The organism is Stenotrophomonas sp. 364 (assembly GCF_009832905.1).
Classification (GTDB): Bacteria; Pseudomonadota; Gammaproteobacteria; order Xanthomonadales; family Xanthomonadaceae; genus Stenotrophomonas; species Stenotrophomonas maltophilia_AP.
This window is the reverse complement of sequence record NZ_CP047135.1, coordinates 1,796,888-1,816,021: the sequence shown is the minus strand read 5'-3', so window position 1 is coordinate 1,816,021 and position 19,134 is coordinate 1,796,888. Positions and strand designations below refer to the sequence as shown.

Below are 19,134 nucleotides of genomic sequence, written 5' to 3'. Positions count from 1 at the left end.
ATGATTCGTTTTTGCCCCAATTGCCACACCGAACGCGCGCTGGCCGAGATGTTCTGCGAAGGCCATGTCGATGCGCACGCGTGCGGCTGGGATCTGGCCGGCGAGCCGATCCATCCCGATGGCTGGCGGCCGCAGAGCGTGGTCACCCAGGCAACGGTGCAGGCATCGATGGTCGGCGCCGTTGCCGCGGAGGTGGTCTGCGACAACGGCCACCCGATGACCCCCGGCGACCTGATGTGCCTGCACTGCGGCGCCAGCGCGACCGATGGGACGGCGGCGGCGGACCTGCCGCCTCCGGTGGCCGACAGCAGCGAAACGGTCATCGATGGCTGGCGGCTGCTGCGCCAGATCAGCAGCACCGACGGCGTGCGTGACCGCTACCAGGCCGAACACGCCGCCACAGCGGTGCAGGCCGTGCTAACCCTGTACCGCCCCGGTGCCGAGCCCGACCCGGCCATCTACGATGTGATCCGCCGCCTGCCCCGCGCGCACGTGCCGGAGATCATCGCCACCGGGCGATGGGATGACCGCGCGTTTGAAGTGGTGGAAATGCTCACCGGTGGCACCCTGGCCGAGCTGGGCAGCGTGATCGGCGACCGCGATGCGGTCCGGCATATCGTCAGCGAACTGGGCCAGGCGCTGCATGCGTTCAATGAAGCCGGGCTGCGCCACCGCGACCTGCGCCCGGCCAGCCTGCTGGTGCGAGCGCGCGCGCCACTGGACCTGGTGATCAGCGGATTCGGTTCGGCCCAGTTGTCCGAGTTCGACCTGGACATCGTCTCGCCCCTGGAGATCAGCCGCTACATGGCGCCCGAGGCGATCGCCGGTGGCGTGGCTGCCGCGTCGGACTGGTGGAGCCTGGGGATGATCCTGCTCGAACAGCTCACCGACGGCGCCTGCTTCGACGGCATCCATCCCAATGCGTTCCTGATCCACGTGCTGGCCAATGGTGTCCCGATTCCGGAGACGCTGGACCCGGAGCTGGGGCTGCTGCTGCGCGGGCTGCTGGCCCGCGACCGCCACCAGCGCTGGCAATGGCCGCAGGTGGCCGACTGGCTGGCCGGCATCGCCGTACCGGCGCCGCCGGCGGCGCAGCACGCGCACGATGAGGGCGATGGCGCCAGCCTGCCGCTGGCCACGCGCCGCTATCATCGCCCCGCCGTGTTCGCGCTGGCCGCCGCCCAGGCCGACGGCTGGGACCAGGCCCTGGACCACCTGCTGCGCGGGGCGATCGTCACCTGGGCCGAGCAGGTCGGCCTGCCTGCCACCCGCGTCGCGGGGCTGCGCCAGATTGCCCGCCACGAAGGCATCGAGGACGATTTCCGGCTGATGCTGGCGTTGAAGCTGCTCAACCCGGAAATGCCGTTGATCCATCGGGGCGACATCGTCACGCCCGGCTGGTTGCTTGAGCACCCGTTGGAGGGATACCGGCTGATCAGCGGTTCGGTACCGGACCTGCTGGACCACCTGCAGACCGACAACTGGCTGTGCAGGCTCAAGCGGCGCGAGGAAAGCGTACGCCAGCGCGCGCTGCACCAGCACATCGCCCTGGTCGAGGAATCCCTGCGCGTCTACCTGCTGTCCACCTCGCGGGCCAAGCTGGCCTCGCAATGGCAGGAACGCCAGCGCCTGCTGCCTGACACCGCGCATCCCGGGCTGCTGTCGCTGGCCGAGCGCAGGGTGGTGGCCGAAGAAGACCTGATCGTATTGCTGAGTGCGGAAATCGGCCAGTTCCGCAGCGCCGAGGCCATCCTTGCCGAGGCGGCCACGCTCGCCGAAAGCGCTGGTCTCGATGCCTTCGACAGCGACGCAGCGGCGGCCCTGCTGCAGCACCCGCGTACCGAGCTGTATCGCAGCGTGGACGCGCGCATCCTGGGCTTCGCCCGCTCCGGCCTGCCCGTGGTGGATGGCTGGGCCGAGCAGTTCCGGCTGGAACGGCGCATGCCGATGGCGCGCGCCCTGGTGGTGCTGGCCGTGCCCGCCAGCCGCTGGCTGCAGCCGCAGAAGCAGCAGTACGTGTCGCAGATCCTGGACTTCTTCGAAAAGAAGGTGGTCACCGCGGTGATGCGCGGCCCGCTGGTGCGCATGAGCATCGGCAAGACCACCGCACGCGTGGACATGCACGACGTGGACAGCGCCCGGCGCCCCGCCGCTGCGCTGCTCGATCACCTGTTGCAACGCAACGCGCGCGCCGTCCAGCTGGACCCCGAATCGTTCCAGCGCACCCCGCAGCTGGAACCCCGCCTGATGGCCCTGGCACGGCAGAGCGCGCTGTACAAGCGCGACACCGGCATCGACGGGCTGTATCTGGGCTTTCCGTTCCTGCTCAGCCGCGATCCGCGCGGCACCTCGCGCACCCGCATCATTCCGCTGCTGCTGTGGCCGGTCACGCTGCTGCTGGAACCGGGCACGCGCGGCCAGGTCGGGCTGGCCTTCGATGGCGAACGCGAGGAAGTGCGGCTCAACCCGGCCCTTGAAAGCGTGCTGGGCACCGAAACCTGCAAGCGCTGGCGCAGCACCGCCGACGAACTGCTGGGGCGCTCGGCGATCCGGGCCGCCGATGTGATGGATGCCTTCGGGATGCTGGCCACGATCCGCTCGCGCAGCCTGGTGGGCCTGCCCCCGAGCAGCGTGGAGGTGGCGCCGTACCAGGACGAACTGGAGTGCGCCGCGGTACTTTTCCATGTCACGTTCATGGGCCAGGCCATCGGCGAAGACCTGCGCCAGCTCAAGGTTCTGTCGCCGTCCGGCACCGGTCTTGAAACCGCGTTGCGGCTGGCACCGCCGACCGACGCCGACGGCACGACCCCGCCTGCCACGCCGGAGCTGCAGCGCTACTTCACCGTGGCCAGCGATCCCTCGCAGGAGGCGGCGGTGCTGCAGGCACGGCAGGGACCGGGCCTGTTGATCGAAGGCCCTCCCGGCACCGGCAAGAGCCAGACCATCGTGAACATGGTGGCCGACGCGATCGGCCGGCAACGCAGCCTGCTGATCGTCTGCCAGAAGCATGCGGCGTTGGAAGTGGTGCACAAGCGCCTGGTCGCCGAAGGGCTGGGCCAGCGCGTGGTCATGCTCAACGACGTCAACCGCGACCGCGAACCGGTCATCCGCAGCATCCGCGAGCAGCTCGACGCCCTGTTTGCCGCCGGCACTACGCAACCGGCGTGGCAGCAGCAACGCCAGCAGGTGGCGGCGCGGATCGAGGCGCTGGAGGGCGAACTGGACCGCCACCAGCACAGCCTGCACCAGATCGACGACGCCACCGGGCTGAGCTACCGGCGCCTGCTCGGCGAATTGATCGCGCTGGACGCCGGTACGCCACCGCTGGTCCTGCCCGCCCTGCGCCAACGCCTGCTGGTACTGGACCTGCCCACCCTGGTGCAGCGCGAAGAAGCCTGCGCGCCCTTGATCCGGTTGTGGCTGCCGGCCCGCTACGAGGGCAGTCCGCTGGCGCAGCTGCGCCCCTTCGCGGCGGACGCGGACACCCTCGCCGCATTCGTTGCCGCCCTGCAGACGTTCACCGCCGCCGAGCAGCACCGGCAGGCGATCCTGCTGGCGCACCCGGCCAGCTTCGAGCTGGACGATCCCGCGCCATACCATGCGTGGAAGTCGGCGCACGTGGCGACCCTGCTCGGCCTGGACGACGCACAACGGAGTCGACTGGCACGCTGGCTGCCGCTGTTCCGTACCGCACGCGCGGGGCAGCCAAGCCAGGGCGACATCGCTCTGGACCGGCTGCAGCAGATCGAGAAGGCCGTGGCGGCGCTCGACCTTGACGCGGTCTCCAGCACGCTGTCGCCGGCCCTCACTGGCATCGACGAGCGCACGCTTGCGCAGCTGCAGCGCGACGCCGCGCGCGTACTGGGCGCGCGCGGCCTGCTGGCGCGCATCAACCCGCTGCACCTGCTGCGCCGGCGACGGGTGAACCGCGTCCTGCAGGCGCAGTCCCATGCGATGGGGGAAGCGGGCACCGCAGCACTGCTGGCCGCCGCGACGCTGGAAGCGCGCCTGCGCCCGTTGCGCACCGAACTGGCCGGCCTGCACCAGCAGCTCGCGCTGGACCCGGTTGGCCAACAGACCGGCATCGCGCTGGGCCCGATGGCACGCGCCAGCGGGCGCCAACTGCTGCATGTACAGGCACTGGCGCAGGCGCTGGCGCAGTCGCCGCGCCCCCAGCAGACCGACGACGCAGCCCTGGCGGGCGACCGCGCGCACCTGGATGCACTGCTGCAGGACCTGGATGCCTCGCTCGCCCGGCATGCCGCCCGCCATGCCAGTGCGCAGCAGCTCGCATTGCTGGCCGACTGGCTGGAGCAGGCGCTGGCCGACGCATTGGCCACCGCCATCGCCCACAACCAGAGCAACGCCCAGGCGCTGCAGCACCTGCACGATGCCCTGCCCCATCTGGCTGCCTACCAGGCCTTCCGCGGGCGCGCCGGGCAGCTGTCGGGCGCAGACCTGGAGCTGCTGGCACTGCTGCGCCAACTGCAACCGCAGTTGGATTCTCTTGCCAGCGACGCGCTGGAGCCGGCCGTGCGCCGCCTGCTGCATCGCGAAGCACGGCTGGGCTGGAAGCACCGCATGGAGCAGGCGAACCCGGCGCTGCAGTTCGGTCAGGATGAAACCCAGGCCAAGGTCGCCAGCCTGGCCGCGGCCGACCAGCAGATGCGCCGGCTGAACCGCCAGATGCTGGGCACCCACATCGACCTGCAGCAGTTGGGCAACCGCAAGCAGTGGGAAGACGTCACCCGGCTGACCGGACGCCGTTCGCGCCGCCTGCGCGAGTTCATCGAGCTGGGCAGCGAACTGGGCCTGATGCACCTGCGCCCGGTCTGGCTGATGAACCCGGACGTGGCCAGCCGCGTGCTGCCACTGCAGGCAGGGCTGTTCGACACGGTGATCTACGACGAGGCCTCGCAGATGCCGGTGGAGTTCGCCCTGCCCACGTTGTTCCGTGGTCGGGTCACGGTCGTCAGCGGGGATGAGAAGCAGATGCCGCCCACCGCCTTCTTCTCCAGCCGGGTGGAAAGCGATGAAGCAGAGGTCTTCGATGGCGACGAGCCCGATGCCGAGGTCGATGCCGAGCAGCGCGACGCCTTCGAGGAAACCTGGAATCGGCGCGAGATCAAGGATTGCCCGGACCTGCTGCAGCTGGCCCGCAATGCCCTGCCCAGCACCACGCTGCAGATCCACTACCGCTCGGCGTACCGCGAACTGATCGGCTTCTCCAATGCGGCCTTCTACGGCAACCGCCTCAACGTGCCGGTACGCCATCCGCGCAGCAGCATCGCGCGGATCAAGCCCCTGGAGCTGATCCAGGTCGACGGCGTGTACCAGCACCAGAGCAACCCTGCCGAGGCGGCGCGGGTGGTCGAGTACCTGGCCCAGGTGTGGCAACAGCCCTATGCCGAGCGCCCCTCGGTGGGCGTGGTCACCTTCAACCGCAAGCAGGCCGAGTTGATCGAGGAACACCTGGAGCAGCGCGCCGGACAGGATCCCGCCTTCCGCGCCGCGTTCGCCGAGGAACGCGAGCGCAGCGAAGAGGGCGAGGACATGGCGGTCTTCGTCAAGAACGTGGAGAACGTACAGGGCGACGAGCGCGACATCATCGTGTTTTCTTCCACCTTCGGCCGCAACGCGCAGGGCACCTTCCGGCGCAACTTCGGCGTGCTCGGCCAGACCGGCGGCGAGCGCCGCCTCAACGTGGCCGTCACCCGCGCCCGGCAACGGGTGGTGATGATCACCTCGATGCCGATCGCCGACATCTCCGACCTGTTCAACACCCAGCGCGCCCCGGCCAGCCCGCGCGACTACCTGCAGGGTTACCTGGAATACGCCCGCGCCCTGTGTGCCGGCGAGTTCGACGGCGGCGCACGGCTGTTGGATCGCCTGCAGACCGACCGCAGCATGGCCAACCGCACCCACGCGGCGCCCGCCGACGGCTTCACGCAGATCGTCGGTGCCTATCTGCAGTCGCTGGGATGGGATGCGGCCGCCGCCAGCGAAGGCGATGCATTCGGTCTGGACTTCGCCATCGAACACCCCGACACCGGCAACTTCGCCATCGGCATCGAGTGCGACGCGCCCAGCCACCCGCTGCTGGCGCATGCCCGCGCCCGTGAAATCTGGCGGCCCTCGGTCCTGCGTCGCGCCATCGGCGGCATCCACCGGGTGTCCTCGCATGCCTGGTACCACGACGGCGAGGCCGAACGGGCACGCCTGCGCGTTGCCATCGAGGCGGCCATGGCCCCCGCCCCGGTGCCGCCCCCGCCTGTCCCCGCACAACCGGAAACCCTGCCATGAGTGGTCCCAAAGTCGTCCGTATCGTGACTGCCGAAGAACTGCTGGCGCTGCGCGAAGCGATGCTGCACCGGCTGGACCAGGCGGTGGCGCGCTGGCAGGCCCAGTGCGAGCGGGTCGGCGAGCGCGACGCATCGGCGGTGGCCGCGGTAGTGGCGCGCCGCCAAGCGCTGCAGGCGCTGTTGGCGGACAGCGACAACACGCGGTATGCGATGCTGATCGAGGCCGAAACGGCCTTCCTGCAGGCCGACACCCGCGACCGCGAGGCGCGCGCCATCGACCGCGCTGCCGCAGGCCGCCAGCAGCAGCGGCGGCAGCGCGACAACGCCGCCGCCGTGCTCAACACCCTGCAGGACCGATCCGTTGATGCAGACGCCGGCCTGCTGCAGGTGCTGCAGGCACTGGCCGACGGTCACCCCGGTACTGACGCAGAGGCGGTGCTGGCCCGTGCCTTCGCGCTCCTGTCGCCGCCGGACGCACAGGCAACACTGAGCGATGACCAGCGCGCGTTGGCCGCCGCATTGCAGACCGCCACGTCCACGCCCACCCCCACGCTGGCCGACTGGGCCGCCCGGCAGCCCGCCGACCCCGAGCGCGAGGCGCGCCTGCTGCGCGTGGACCGCCATATCGCCGAACTGCAGTTGCTGCAGGGCGCGGCAGTCGCTGCACCCTACCTGGAGGCGCTGCACAAGGCCGAGCAGGAAACCGCCCCGCAACGGCGCAACCTGCTGCTGGACAGCCTGGTACTGGAACTGGCCGCCGCCTCGGCCGCGTTCGCCCAGCGCCGCACGCAGCTGGAACGGCTGCAGGATGTGGCCAGCAGGCTGACTGCCGTGGACCCGGCCGAGCATGCGCCGTTGCTGACCCGGGTGGCCGCCTGCAGTACCGACACCGCGCTGCCACTGCTCACCGAGCTCACCCTGCAGTGCGACACCGCCCTTGCCAGCCACCAGCAGGCGCTGGCGGCAGTTTCCCGGCGCCAGGCCGTACTCGACGGCCTGGCCAGCCTCGGCTATGAAGTGCGCGAAGGCATGGCCACCGCATGGCAGAACACTGGCGCGGTGGTCCTCAAGAAAGCGGCCACCCCCGGCTATGGCGTTGAGGTGGGCGGCCAGGCCGACGGTGGGCGCCTGCAGGTCCGGGCGGTGGCGCTGGCGGCCGACCGTGACCGCAATCGCGACCGCGACATCGAAACCCTGTGGTGCGGCGAGTTCGGCCGGCTGCAGGCGCTGTTGCACGGGCAAGGCACCGCGCTGGTGATCGAACGGGCCCTGGGCGTGGGTGAGGTGCCCTTGAAGGAGAACATCCCCACCGCGACGCAGTCCGACCAGGTGCCGGTGTCGCACGCGCGCAGCGGCCCGACCTGACGTCACGGAACGGTTCTTGCACGACCCCGGGTAATCCCCCCGTGTCGTGCAGCCCATGTCCGAGAACGAACAAGCCGGCGAAAAGACCGAGCAACCTACCGAAAAACGCCTGCGCGATGCCCGCGAGCAGGGCAACATCCCGCGCTCGCGGGAGTTGGCCACCGCCGCGGTGTTCGGCGCCGGCGTGCTGGCGCTGATGGCCTATGCCGGGACCATCAGCAGCAGTGCCAAGGCCTGGATGAAGCTGGCGCTGAGCCCGGAACCCGGTCTGCGCATGCACCCCCAGGCCCTGTTCGGCCACTTCGGCGAGCTGTTGCTGCAGTTGCTGTGGGCAATGTGGCCGCTGGTGCTGATCTGCCTGCTGGCCAGCTTCCTGTCACCGGTGCTGATGGGCGGGCTGCGCTGGTCGAACAAGTCGCTGATGCCCGATTTCAAGCGGCTCAGCCCGATGGCCGGGATGAAGCGCCTGTACGGACCCGAAGCCATTGCCGAGTTCACCAAGTCATTGCTGCGCATCGCTTTTGTCGGCACCGCCGCCGGGCTGGTGGTCTGGCATGGCACCCGCTCGCTGCGCGACCTGCTCAACCAGCCACTGGAAGCAGCCATGGTGCATGGCCTGGGCTTCACCCTGAAGCTGATGCTGGCCACCGGCGGGGCGATGATGCTCCTGGCGGCCTTCGATGCGCCCTACCAGCGCTGGAACTGGATGCGCAAGCTGAAGATGACCCGCGAAGAGCTGCGCCGGGAAATGAAGGAAAGCGAAGGCAGCCCCGAAGTGAAGGGCCGCATCCGCCAGCTGCAGCAGCAGCTGTCCAACCGCCGGATGATGGAAGCGGTGCCCACCGCCGACGTGGTGGTGGTCAACCCCACCCACTACGCGGTGGCCCTGAAGTACGAGGGCGGCAAGATGGGCGCCCCCACCGTGGTGGCCCTGGGCGTGGATGAAACCGCCCTGCGCATCCGTGAAGTAGCCGACGGCAACAAGGTCGCCATCGTCTCCGCCCCGCCTTTGGCACGCGCCTTGTATCGGGAAGGTCAACTTGGAAAGGAAATTCCCGTGAGACTGTATTCGGCCGTTGCCCAGGTCCTGTCCTACGTTTACCAGCTGCGCACCTGGCGCGGCGGCCCGATGCCGGCCGCCCCGAGCATCAACGTGGATGAATTCGGCACGGGAGGCCGCGCATGAGCGCCCAGCCCGTCGGTGCCGGCATGAACGCCCGCAAGGTCCTGGACATGATCCGCAACGGGCTGGGCGCCCCGCTGATCGTGCTGGCGCTGCTGGCCATGGTGGTGGTGCCGCTGGCCCCGCCGGTGCTGGATGCGCTGTTCACCTTCAACATCGCCATCTCGCTGATGGTGCTGCTGGCGGTGGTGTACGTGAAGCGCCCGCTGGACTTCACCATCTTCCCGATCGTACTGCTGATCACCACCATGCTGCGGCTGGCGCTGAACGTGGCCTCCACCCGCGTGATCCTGCTGCACGGGCAGAACGGCCACGAGGCGGCGGGCAAGGTGATCGCCGCGTTCGGTGAGTTCGTGATCGGCGGCAACTACGCGGTCGGCATCGTGGTCTTCGCCATCTTGACCATCATCAACTTCGTGGTGATCACCAAGGGGGCCGGGCGCGTGTCCGAAGTGACCGCCCGCTTCATCCTGGACGCCATGCCCGGCAAGCAGATGGCCATCGATGCCGACCTCAACGCCGGTTTGCTGACGCGCGAGGAGGCCAAGGCCCGCCGCGAGGAAGTGCGTGAGGAAGCCGACTTCTACGGCGCGATGGACGGTGCCAGCAAGTTCATCCGCGGCGACGCCATCGCCGGCATCCTGATCCTGTTCATCAACCTGCTCGGCGGCCTGGCCGTCGGCGTGCTCCAACACGGCATGCCGTTCGGCGACGCCGCCGCCACCTACACCCTGCTGTCCATCGGTGACGGCCTGGTGGCGCAGCTGCCGGCACTGCTGGTGTCCTCGGCGGTGGCCATGCTGGTCACCCGCGCGTCGCGCTCGCAGGACATGGCGCAGGCCATGATGGGCCAGGTGTTCGGCCAGTACCGCGCGCTCACCATCGCCGCCGCCATCATGGGCGTGGTCGGGCTGGTGCCGGGCATGCCCAACGTCGCCTTCTTGACGCTGGCCGCGATCCTCGGCGTGGTGGCCTGGAAGGCCTGGAAGAAGAGCACCGCCGCCGCACGCGCCGCCGAAACGCCGGCCGCCAGCCGCGGCGAGACCCTCGGCCTGCCCGGTGCCACGCCCTCGCCCACCGCCGAACTGACCTGGGACGAACTGCGCCCGGTCGACCCGCTGGGCCTGGAAGTGGGCTACCGGCTGATCCCGCTGGTGGACAAAAACCAGGGCGGCGAGCTGATGGCCCGGATCAAGGGCGTGCGCCGCAAGCTCACCCACGACATCGGCTTCCTGATTCCCTCGGTGCACATCCGCGACAACCTGGAGCTGCCGGCCACCGCCTACCGCCTGCTGATCCACGGCGTGCCGGTGGCCACCGCCGAGATCCACCCCGACCGCGAGCTGGCGCTGGACCCGGGCAGCGCGCTCGGTGCGCTGGAGGGCATTGCCGGCAAGGACCCCGCGTTCGGCCTGGACGCCACCTGGATCCAGCCGCACCAGCGTGCCCACGCCGAAACCATGGGCTACACCGTGGTCGACCCGGCCACCGTGGTCGCCACCCACCTGTCGCACCTGATCCGCGAACACGCGCCGGAACTGCTCGGCCACGAGGAAGTGCAGCAGCTGCTGGCCAACCTGGCCAAGAGCGCGCCCAAGCTGGTCGAAGACCTCACTCCGAAGTCGCTGCCCTTGTCGGCGGTGGTGCGGGTGCTGCAGAACCTGCTGATCGAACGCATTCCGATCCGCCAGCTGCGCAAGATCGTCGAATCGCTGGTGGAGAACGCACCGCTCAGCCAGGACCCGGCCACGCTGACCGCCGCGGTGCGTAACGCACTGGGCCGTTTCATTGTGCAGGAGATCGCCGGCATGTCGGCCGAGCTGCCGGTGTTCACCCTCAACCCGCAATTGGAACGTGTCTTGCAGGAGTCCACACAGGGCAACGGCGCCGCGCTGGAACCCGGACTCGCTGAGCGACTGCACCAGAGCCTGGCCGAATGTGTCAGCAAGCAGGAAGCGAAGAACGAGCCGGCGGTCGTGCTGGTACCCGGCCCGGTGCGTGCCGCGCTGGCACGGCTGGTACGCCACAGCGTCCCCTCGCTGTCGGTGCTGGCCTACAGCGAGGTACCCGAGGACAAACGACTGAAGCTGGTCGGCACGATCAGCTGACGTCGGAACGCCGACGGACATGCGCCAGAAAACAGACACACCCCCATTTCGATATCAACGCAGCAGGACACAAAGGGAAACCCGGACCGTGCAGACCACCGACAACCAGCGCTTCCCTTCCACCACCCCGCCGCCCCAGTCCCGGTACCACAGCATGAAAATCAAACGCTTCGTCGCTCCCGATATGCGCTCGGCCATGAACCTGGTGCGCAAGGAACATGGTCCTGATGCGGTGATCCTGTCGAACCGGCGGATCGAGGAAGGCGTCGAGATCGTGGCCGCGGCGAACTACGACGAAGGTGCGGTGCAGCGTGCGCTGGAAGCAGCGCGCAAGGACGTGGCCCCCGCCCCGGCGCCGCGACCGCGCAATGCCGCCGATGCGGTGATCGCCGCGGTGACCCGTCGCAAGCCGACCGTGGTGGCGGCCGAACCGGTGGCCGCGACCACCTCCGCGGTGGCCGCGCTGGCGCGTGCCGCAGTGGGTGCCACCGGCCGTACCCTGGACACCGCCAACGAGATCGTGCCGCCGCCGGGCAGCAGCGGCTTCGCGGCCACCCTGGCCCGCGCCGCCACCGCCCCGGCGGCCGGCATGAGCGCGCTGCCGGAACAGATCTTCGCCCCGTTCAACGTCGAGCAGGCCGCCGCCGCGTCGCCGGCGCTGGCACAGGCCGAGCCGGTGGCCGCCGACGCTGCCGTCGCCACCGTCGCCCCGCCGATCAACCGCGCCCGCTTCATCATCGACCCGCCGCTGGACGACGAACCGCACTTCCAGATGCACGTGCCGGCCGCCGCCGTGGCGATGCCGCCGCTGCCGGTCAGCGTGACCGTGCCGCCGGCCCTGCCGGTTGCCGAGGCCGTCGCCCCCGTGATGCCGCAGCCGCTGGCCGCCGTCGCCGAGGTGCGCGCCGAAAACCCGGCACCGGTTGCCGTCACGGAACCGGCGCAGGCCCAGCCGCAGCCCGCCGCCGAACTGGTGGTGGTGCAGCGTGACGACGAAGAGATCCGCCAGCTGCGCCATGAAGTGGCCGGCATGCGCCACGTCATCGAGCGCGAAATGCACCGCTTCACCGACGAGCGCCTCCGCGGCTCGCCGGTCCGCGCCGCCGCGCTGGACCTGATGGACGAATATGGCTTCGACGCCGGCATCAGCCGCGACGTGGCCATGCAGATCCCGCTGGACACCGAAGCCCACCGTGGCCGCGGTCTGACGCTGGGCCTGCTGTCGCGCAAGTTGCCGATCGCCCCGGTCGACCCGCTGGAGTCCGGCGGCGTGATCGCCCTGGTCGGCCCGACCGGTGCCGGCAAAACCACCACGATCGCCAAGCTGGCCTCGCGCTTCGCCGAGAAGCATGCCGCCCGCGACGTGGCCCTGGTCACCACCGATACCGGCCGCATCGGCGCCCGCGAGCAGCTGTATGGCTTCGGCCGCCAGCTTGGCATCGCAGTGCACGAAGCCAACAGCGGCAGCGACCTGAACCAGCTCCTGGAGCGCCTGCAGGATTACAAGCTGGTGCTGATCGACACCGCCGGGCTGGGTCCGCGTGACCGTGCCCTGGCCGCCCAGCTGCAGTGGCTGCGCGCCGCCGAGCAGATCCGCACGCTACTGGTACTGCCGGCCAACACCAGCTTCGGCGACATGGACGAGGTGGTCCGCCGCTTCAGCGCCGCCAACCCGCAGGGCGTGGTGCTGAGCAAGCTGGACGAAACCGGCCGCTTCGGCACCGCCCTGTCGGTGGCCGTGGACCACCGCCTGCCGATCACCTGGGTCACCGATGGCCAGGACGTTCCCGAAGACCTGCACCGGGCCAGTGCCGCCAATCTTGTACTTCGCCTTGAAGATTTGCGCCGCGCGGCCGATATGCCCTGCAACCCGGAGTTGAACCATGCCGTCGCGTGAGTACGCCAAGCTGACCAAGACCTTCCCGTTGTCTGCCACCCGCAGCCAGCCGCTGGGCCCTGTGCGCACCATCGCCGTCACCGGCGGCAAGGGCGGCGTGGGCAAGACCAACGTGTCGGCCAACCTGGCCGTGGCGCTCGCCGACATGGGCAAGCGCACGCTGCTGCTGGATGCGGACCTCGGGCTGGCCAACATCGATGTGATCCTGGGCCTGCAGCCCAAGCTGACCCTGGCCGACCTGGTCGCCGGGCGCTGCACCCTGGATGAAGTGATCATGGAAGGCCCCGGTGGCGTGCTGGTGGTACCGGCCGCATCCGGTCGCCGCCACATGGCCGAACTGCAGCCGGCAGAGCACGTGGGCCTGGTCAACGTGTTCTCCGAACTGGAGCGTGAGCTGGACTTCATGGTGGTGGACACCGCCGCCGGCATCACCGACGGGGTGCTGACCTTCTGCCAGGCCGCCCAGGACACCGTGGTGGTGGTCTGCGACGAACCGGCCTCGATCACCGACGCCTACGCGCTGATCAAGGTGCTCTCGCGCGAACGCGGGGTGGACCGTATCCAGGTGGTGGCCAACATGGTGCGCGACCCCAACGAAGGCCGCGTGCTGTATGAAAAGCTGACCCGGGTCTGCGAGAAGTTCCTGGCCGATGTGTCGCTGAACTACCTCGGCTGCGTGCCGCAGGACGACTGGCTGCGCCTGTCGGTGCAGCGCCAGCAGCCGGTGGTCAAGGCCTACCCGTCCAGCCCGGCCGCCCAGGCGATCACCGAGATCGCCCGCCGCACCGCCCGCTGGCAGGCTCCGACCGAGCCGCGTGGCGGGGTCGAATTCTTCCTGGAACGCATCCTCAAGCAACGCGGGGTGACCGCATGAAAGGCGCCGCACAATACAAAGAGGTGCAACGCACCGCCGCCAACGAGTGCATTGCCCAGCATTCGGACCTGGTGCGCCGCATCGCCCACCACCTGGCCGCGCGCCTGCCGGCCAGCGTGGAAGTGGATGACCTGATCCAGGCCGGCATGATGGGCCTGATCGAGGCCTCGCGCAGCTACGACGCCGACCAGGGCGCCTCGTTCGAGACCTACGCCTCGATCCGCATCCGCGGTTCGATGATCGACGAGATCCGCCGGGGCGACTGGGTGCCGCGTTCGGTGCACCGCCGTGCCCGCGACGCCGCGTCCACCATCCGCCGCCTGGAACAGAGCACCGGCCGTGCCGCCAGCGCCACCGAAGTGGCCGCCGCCATGGACATGCCGCTGCCGGACTACCTGCGCCTGATGGAAGACGCCGCACGCGGCCAGGTGTTGAGCCTGGAATCGCGGATCGAGGACCAGGGCGAGCTGGACACCGTCGCCCAGGGCGGCCCGACCCCGCAGCAGGTGCTGGAGCGCGGCGAGTTCGGCCGTGAACTGGGCAATGCGATCGGCCTGCTGCCCGAGCGCGAGCAGCTGGTGCTGTCGCTGTACTACGAGCAGGAACTGAATCTGAAAGAGATCGGCGCCGTACTGGGCGTCAGCGAGTCACGCGTGTGCCAGATCCACGGCCAGGCCGTGCTGCGCCTGCGGGGCCGATTGAAGATCTTCGAGGCGGCCGACGCCGGCCTCGCGAACACTTGATACCGAGGAAAGTGCTTTGAACAAGAACATGCGTATCTTGATCGTCGACGATTTCTCGACCATGCGTCGTATCGTCAAGAATTTGCTGGGCGATCTGGGCTTCACCAATACGGCCGAAGCCGAGGACGGGCATGCCGCGCTGTCGCTGCTGCAGAGCCAGCCGTTCGATTTCGTGGTCACCGACTGGAACATGCCGGTGATGACCGGCATCGACCTGCTCAAGGCGATCCGCGCCGACGCCAAGCTGAAGACCCTGCCGGTACTGATGGTCACCGCCGAAGCCAAGCGCGAACAGATCATCGAAGCGGCCCAGTGCGGCGTCAACGGCTACATCATCAAGCCGTTCACCGCGCAGACCCTGGAAGAAAAGCTCGGCAAGATCTTCGAACGCCTGGCAGCGAGCGCCTGATGGAAACCCTTCGCGACAAATCCGCGCTGGTGCAGCGCCTGCAGGACGCCCTGGCTGCGCTGGAAAGCGGCGATGAAGCCGGCTGGCGCCGGGAAATCGACGCGCTGGCTGCCCTGCGCACCCAGCCGATGATGGCCGGCCTGAACCGGCTCGCCCGCGAACTGGGCCAGGCCCTGGGCGAACTGCCCAGCCTGCCCAGCGAAGCCGGCGAGCTGGACGATGCCTGCGCGCGCCTGGACCACGTGGTGACGATGACCGAACAGGCCACCCACCGCACCCTGGACCTGGCCGAGGAATGCCGGGCCCTGACCGAACAGCTGCGGGCCAATGGCCTCACCGCCGACCAGGACCAGCAGCTGGACCGGATCCGCCACAACCTCACCGAGATCGCCCTTACCCAAAGCTACCAGGACCTCACCGGGCAGATCATCCGCCGCGTGGTGGGGATCGTGCGTCGCGTGCACGAAGGGTTTGGCGCACTCGGCCTGCCGCCGCAGGACGACACCGCGCAGAAGCGGGACAACGGCCTGGCCGGCCCGGCCGTGAGTGGCCTGGACCGTCACCAGGTATCCCAGGTGGATGCTGACGACCTGCTTTCGGATTTGGGGCTGTAACACCATGAGCGCTGTTCCAGACGATATTGCCGCCGATTTCATCCTCGAGGCCCAGGAAATCCTGGACCGCCTCGGCGAACAGCTGGTGTCGCTGGAGCAGTCGCCCCAGGACAGCGACCAGCTCAATGCGGTGTTCCGCGGCTTCCACACGCTCAAGGGCGGTGCCGGCTTCCTCGGCATCCAGGCCATGGTCGAGCTGTGCCATGCCGCCGAGGAAACCCTGGGCATGGCCCGCTCCGGCAAGGCCACGCTGCAGGCCCACCACTTCGATGCGGCCCAGCAGTCGCTGGACTACCTGCAGTCGATGCTGGATTCGGTGTCGGCCGGCGAAGAGCCCGGGTATGCGCCGCCGGAGCTGATCGCACAGTTCGACGTCAACGGCCCGGCCACTCCGGTGGCGGCAGTTGCCGCCCCGGTCAGCGGCGAGCTGATCACCGACGATGAGTTCGAAGCCCTGCTCGACACCCTGCACGGCGGCGCCGCACCCACCGCCGTGGCGGGAGCCGGCAAGGCCGATGATGGCCTGATCGGCGAAGACGAGTTCGAGGCGCTGCTCGACCAGCTGCATGGCGGTGCCGTGCCCGGCGCCAAGCCGGTGGCCGCGCCCGCACCGCCGCCCCGTGCAGCGGCAGCACCGGCCGCCAAGCCGGCCGCCAACAAGCCGGTGGCCGAAGCCGAGCACACCGTGCGCGTGGACACCAAGCGCCTGGACGCCATCGTCAACCTGATCGGCGAACTGGTGCTGTCACGCAACCGGCTCAAGACCCTGCGTGCGCGCCTGCACGACGAAGAACTCGACCGCGCGGTCTCCACGCTGGACATCGCCACCGCACGCCTGCAGTCGGCGGTGATGCGCACCCGCATGCAGCCGGTGGGCAAGGTGTTCTCGCGCTTCCCCAAGGTCGCCCGCGACGTGGCGCGCAACCTGAAGAAGGAAGTGGAACTGGAGCTGATCGGCGCCGAGACCGAGCTCGACCGTAACCTGGTCGAAGCCCTGGCCGACCCGTTGGTGCACCTGGTGCGCAACGCCATCGACCACGGCGTGGAAACCCCCGATCTGCGTGAAGCGCAGGGCAAGCCGCGCAGCGGCCACGTGCGGCTGTCGGCGCAACAGGAAGGCGACTACGTCAGCATCGAAGTCCAGGACGACGGCGCCGGCATCGATCCCGAACGGCTGCGCCAGAAGGCACGTGAGAAGGGACTGATCGATCCGGAAGCGGCCGCCCGCCTGACCAGCGAGGAATGCCTGCACCTGGTGTTCCTGCCGGGCTTCTCGACCAAACAGGAAGTCACCGACATTTCCGGCCGTGGCGTAGGCATGGATGTGGTGCAGTCGCGCATCCGCGAGCTCAGCGGCCAGATCCAGATCCAGTCCGAGCTGGGCCGTGGCAGTCGCTTCATGATCCGCGTCCCGCTCACCCTGGCCATCCTGCCGACGTTGCTGGTGCAGGCCGGCGACGACGTCTACGCCCTGCCGCTGGCCCGCGTGATGGAGGTGCTGCATGCACCGAACACCTCGCTGGGCTGGTTCGATGGCCGCGCCGTGCTCGACCGCAAGTCGCACACGCTGCCGCTGGTGGACCTGCGCCATTGGCTCGCCGTCGCACCGGCTGCCTCCTCGCTGCTCACCATCGTGGTTTTGCAGGCCGGCGAAGCCCGCTTCGGGCTGGTGGTGGACCAGGTGCGGGGCCGCGAGGAAGTGGTGATCAAACCGCTGCCCAAGGCACTGCGCGGCCTGCGCGGTTACGCCGGCGCCACCCTGATCGGCGACGGCCGCATGTCGCTGATCCTCGACGTGGACGGCCTCCGCTGACGCCGGTAGAGCCGACCGTTGGTCGGCTGCTTTACCCCGAAAAACTGTGACCGCCGCCCCACCGGATTCCTTCGGCATCTCAAGTCCCATTCACATACGCCGATAACGGACCCATGGACAGACTCAGCCTCATCGGACTTTTCCTCGCCCTGGCCTCACTGGTCGGCGGCAGCATCCTCAAGGGGGCCGGCCTGGCGTCACTGTGGTCGCCGGCCGCCTTCGTGATCGTGATCGTCGGCACCATCGCCTCCATCCTGCTGCACACCTCGCCGGCGGTGTTCAAGCATGCCTTCAAGATTGTGCGCTGGGTCATCCTGCCGCCCAGCAGCGACCGCCACGAACTGATCAAGCAGATCGTCGAATGGAGCAACATCGCCCGTCGCCAGGGCCTGCTCGGCCTGGAAACCCAGGTGGATGCGCAGAACGACCCGTTCCTGCGCAAGGGCCTGCAGCTGCTGGTGGACGGCGTGGAGCCGGAAACCATCCGCCACATGATGGAAATCGAACTGAGCAGCCAGGAGCACCAGGACCTGGCCGCGTCCAAGGTGTTCGAGGGAATGGGCATCTACGCCCCCACGCTGGGCATCATCGGCGCGGTGCTGGGCCTGATCGCGGTGATGAAGAACCTGGCCGACCCGAGCAAGCTCGGCCACGGCATCGCCGCGGCGTTCACCGCCACCATCTACGGCATCGCCTCGGCCAACCTGCTGTTCCTGCCGGTGTCGGCCAAGCTGAAGAGCGTGATCCACCACAACAGCCGCGACCGCGAAATGATCATCGAAGGCCTGATCTCGATCGCGCAGGGCGAAAACCCGCGCAACATCGAAACCAACCTCTCCGGGTTCCTGCACTGACATGGCCCGTCGCAAGCATCACGAAGAGCACGCCAACCATGAGGCCTGGGCCATTCCCTATGCCGACCTCATGACGCTCCTGCTCGCCTTCTTCGTGGTGATGTACGCCATCTCCTCGCTCAACGAAGGCAAGTACCGGGTCATGGCCGATGCGCTGACCACCGCCTTCGGGGGCGCGCCGCGCACCATCAACCCGGTGCAGGTGGGCAACCAGCAGGTGCAGGGCGGCGGCTGGGACAGCCCGTCGGTGATCAAGGCCGGCAACCGCGTCGGCCCGGCCGCGCCAGCGCCGTCCAACGACCCCACCCTGCTGCCGGCAATGGCCTCGCAGATGCGCATGCCCGTTTCGGTGCGCAACCAGGAACAGCTGCAGCGCGCCGAACGCCAGCTCAACACCATCGCCGACCGCCTCACCGCCACGCTGGCACCGCTGATCGAGCGCGGCATGATCACCGTGCGCCGCACCGAGCTGTGGATCGAGGTGGAGATCAACAGCGACATCCTGTTCCCCACCGGCTCGGCCACGCTGGATGTGCACGCACGCGACACCCTGTCCAAGCTGGCCCAGGTGCTGCGCGAGGCACCCAACGGCGTGCGCGTGGAAGGTCACACCGACAACATTCCGATCGCCACCCCGTTGTTCCCCTCCAACTGGGAACTCTCTGCCGGGCGCGCGGCCAGCGTGGTCCACCTGTTCGCCGACCAGGGCCTGCAGCCGTCGCGGCTGGCGATGGTCGGCTACGGCCAGTTCCGCCCGCGCGAAGACAATGCCACCGCCGAAGGGCGCAACCGCAACCGGCGGGTGATGGTGATCATCCTGGCCGACACCGCGCAGGGCGTGGATCCGATCGGGCCGCAGTTGACCGCCGAATCGGACCCGGCCACGCCCGGCAAGACCCCCGCCATATCCCCCATCGCACCGGTGCAGTTGCCACCGGTGCCGGCCGGCAGCCGCGTGGGCGCCGCCGTTTC

The 19,134-nt window shown here is 69.0% G+C and carries 11 protein-coding genes and 1 pseudogene; all 12 read left to right on the top strand.

From position 1 onward, the window contains the following. Window positions 1-6,303 carry an AAA domain-containing protein gene (locus tag GQ674_RS08370; RefSeq protein ID WP_159496684.1) on the top strand — a complete coding sequence of 2,101 codons (6,303 nt, stop codon included), beginning with the start codon at window positions 1-3 and terminating at the stop codon, window positions 6,301-6,303. Further along, window positions 6,300-7,667, top strand: a complete 1,368-nt coding sequence (locus tag GQ674_RS08365; protein ID WP_159496683.1) for a hypothetical protein — start codon at window positions 6,300-6,302, stop codon at window positions 7,665-7,667. Before GQ674_RS08370 ends, GQ674_RS08365 begins: the two co-directional genes overlap by 4 nt. Before the next feature lie 55 nt (window positions 7,668-7,722). Beyond that, a complete protein-coding gene (flhB, locus tag GQ674_RS08360; RefSeq protein ID WP_159496682.1) occupies window positions 7,723-8,853 on the top strand; it encodes a flagellar biosynthesis protein FlhB in 1,131 nt (376 codons plus the stop codon). Between the two features lie 23 nt (window positions 8,854-8,876). Continuing rightward, window positions 8,877-10,958, top strand: a complete 2,082-nt coding sequence (flhA, locus tag GQ674_RS08355; RefSeq protein WP_201290264.1) for a flagellar biosynthesis protein FlhA — start codon at window positions 8,877-8,879, stop codon at window positions 10,956-10,958. Between the two features lie 154 nt (window positions 10,959-11,112). Further along, on the top strand, window positions 11,113-12,855 hold the full coding sequence (gene flhF / locus GQ674_RS08350; protein WP_159496680.1) for a flagellar biosynthesis protein FlhF: 1,743 nt from the start codon (window positions 11,113-11,115) through the stop codon (window positions 12,853-12,855). Beyond that, a complete protein-coding gene (locus tag GQ674_RS08345) occupies window positions 12,842-13,729 on the top strand; it encodes a MinD/ParA family protein (RefSeq protein WP_038688502.1) in 888 nt (295 codons plus the stop codon). Before flhF ends, GQ674_RS08345 begins: the two co-directional genes overlap by 14 nt. Continuing rightward, window positions 13,726-14,472: an RNA polymerase sigma factor FliA gene (locus GQ674_RS08340; protein ID WP_038688503.1), complete on the top strand. Its 747-nt coding sequence runs from the start codon at window positions 13,726-13,728 to the stop codon at window positions 14,470-14,472. The genes GQ674_RS08345 and GQ674_RS08340 overlap by 4 nt, the downstream gene beginning before the upstream one ends. A 16-nt stretch (window positions 14,473-14,488) precedes the next feature. Beyond that, window positions 14,489-14,881, top strand: coding sequence for a chemotaxis response regulator CheY (gene cheY, locus GQ674_RS08335; RefSeq protein ID WP_038688505.1), 393 nt, complete (start codon window positions 14,489-14,491; stop codon window positions 14,879-14,881). Further along, window positions 14,881-15,495, top strand: coding sequence for a protein phosphatase CheZ (locus GQ674_RS08330; RefSeq protein ID WP_159496679.1), 615 nt, complete (start codon window positions 14,881-14,883; stop codon window positions 15,493-15,495). The genes cheY and GQ674_RS08330 overlap by 1 nt, the downstream gene beginning before the upstream one ends. A 4-nt stretch (window positions 15,496-15,499) precedes the next feature. Further along, window positions 15,500-17,308, top strand: a complete 1,809-nt coding sequence (locus GQ674_RS08325) for a chemotaxis protein CheA (RefSeq protein ID WP_159496678.1) — start codon at window positions 15,500-15,502, stop codon at window positions 17,306-17,308. A 113-nt stretch (window positions 17,309-17,421) separates the two neighbouring features. Continuing rightward, window positions 17,422-18,162 (top strand): flagellar motor protein, encoded by a 741-nt coding sequence (locus GQ674_RS08320; RefSeq protein ID WP_159496677.1) that lies wholly within the window; start codon window positions 17,422-17,424, stop codon window positions 18,160-18,162. A gap of 1 nt (window position 18,163) precedes the next feature. Beyond that, a pseudogene (motD, locus tag GQ674_RS08315) lies at window positions 18,164-18,994 on the top strand (flagellar motor protein MotD); the annotation flags it as partial. Window positions 18,995-19,134 lie beyond the last annotated feature (140 nt).

What these genes read in the sequence shown, in the direction of transcription:
- GQ674_RS08370 (WP_159496684.1), top strand. Translation starts at nt 1, where the DNA reads ATGATTCGTTTTTGCCCCAATTGCCACACCGAACGCGCGCTGGCCGAG.
- GQ674_RS08365 (WP_159496683.1), top strand. Translation starts at nt 6,300, where the DNA reads ATGAGTGGTCCCAAAGTCGTCCGTATCGTGACTGCCGAAGAACTGCTG.
- flhB (WP_159496682.1), top strand. Translation starts at nt 7,723, where the DNA reads ATGTCCGAGAACGAACAAGCCGGCGAAAAGACCGAGCAACCTACCGAA.
- flhA (WP_201290264.1), top strand. Translation starts at nt 8,877, where the DNA reads ATGAACGCCCGCAAGGTCCTGGACATGATCCGCAACGGGCTGGGCGCC.
- flhF (WP_159496680.1), top strand. Translation starts at nt 11,113, where the DNA reads ATGAAAATCAAACGCTTCGTCGCTCCCGATATGCGCTCGGCCATGAAC.
- GQ674_RS08345 (WP_038688502.1), top strand. Translation starts at nt 12,842, where the DNA reads ATGCCGTCGCGTGAGTACGCCAAGCTGACCAAGACCTTCCCGTTGTCT.
- GQ674_RS08340 (WP_038688503.1), top strand. Translation starts at nt 13,726, where the DNA reads ATGAAAGGCGCCGCACAATACAAAGAGGTGCAACGCACCGCCGCCAAC.
- GQ674_RS08330 (WP_159496679.1), top strand. Translation starts at nt 14,881, where the DNA reads ATGGAAACCCTTCGCGACAAATCCGCGCTGGTGCAGCGCCTGCAGGAC.
- GQ674_RS08325 (WP_159496678.1), top strand. Translation starts at nt 15,500, where the DNA reads ATGAGCGCTGTTCCAGACGATATTGCCGCCGATTTCATCCTCGAGGCC.
- GQ674_RS08320 (WP_159496677.1), top strand. Translation starts at nt 17,422, where the DNA reads ATGGACAGACTCAGCCTCATCGGACTTTTCCTCGCCCTGGCCTCACTG.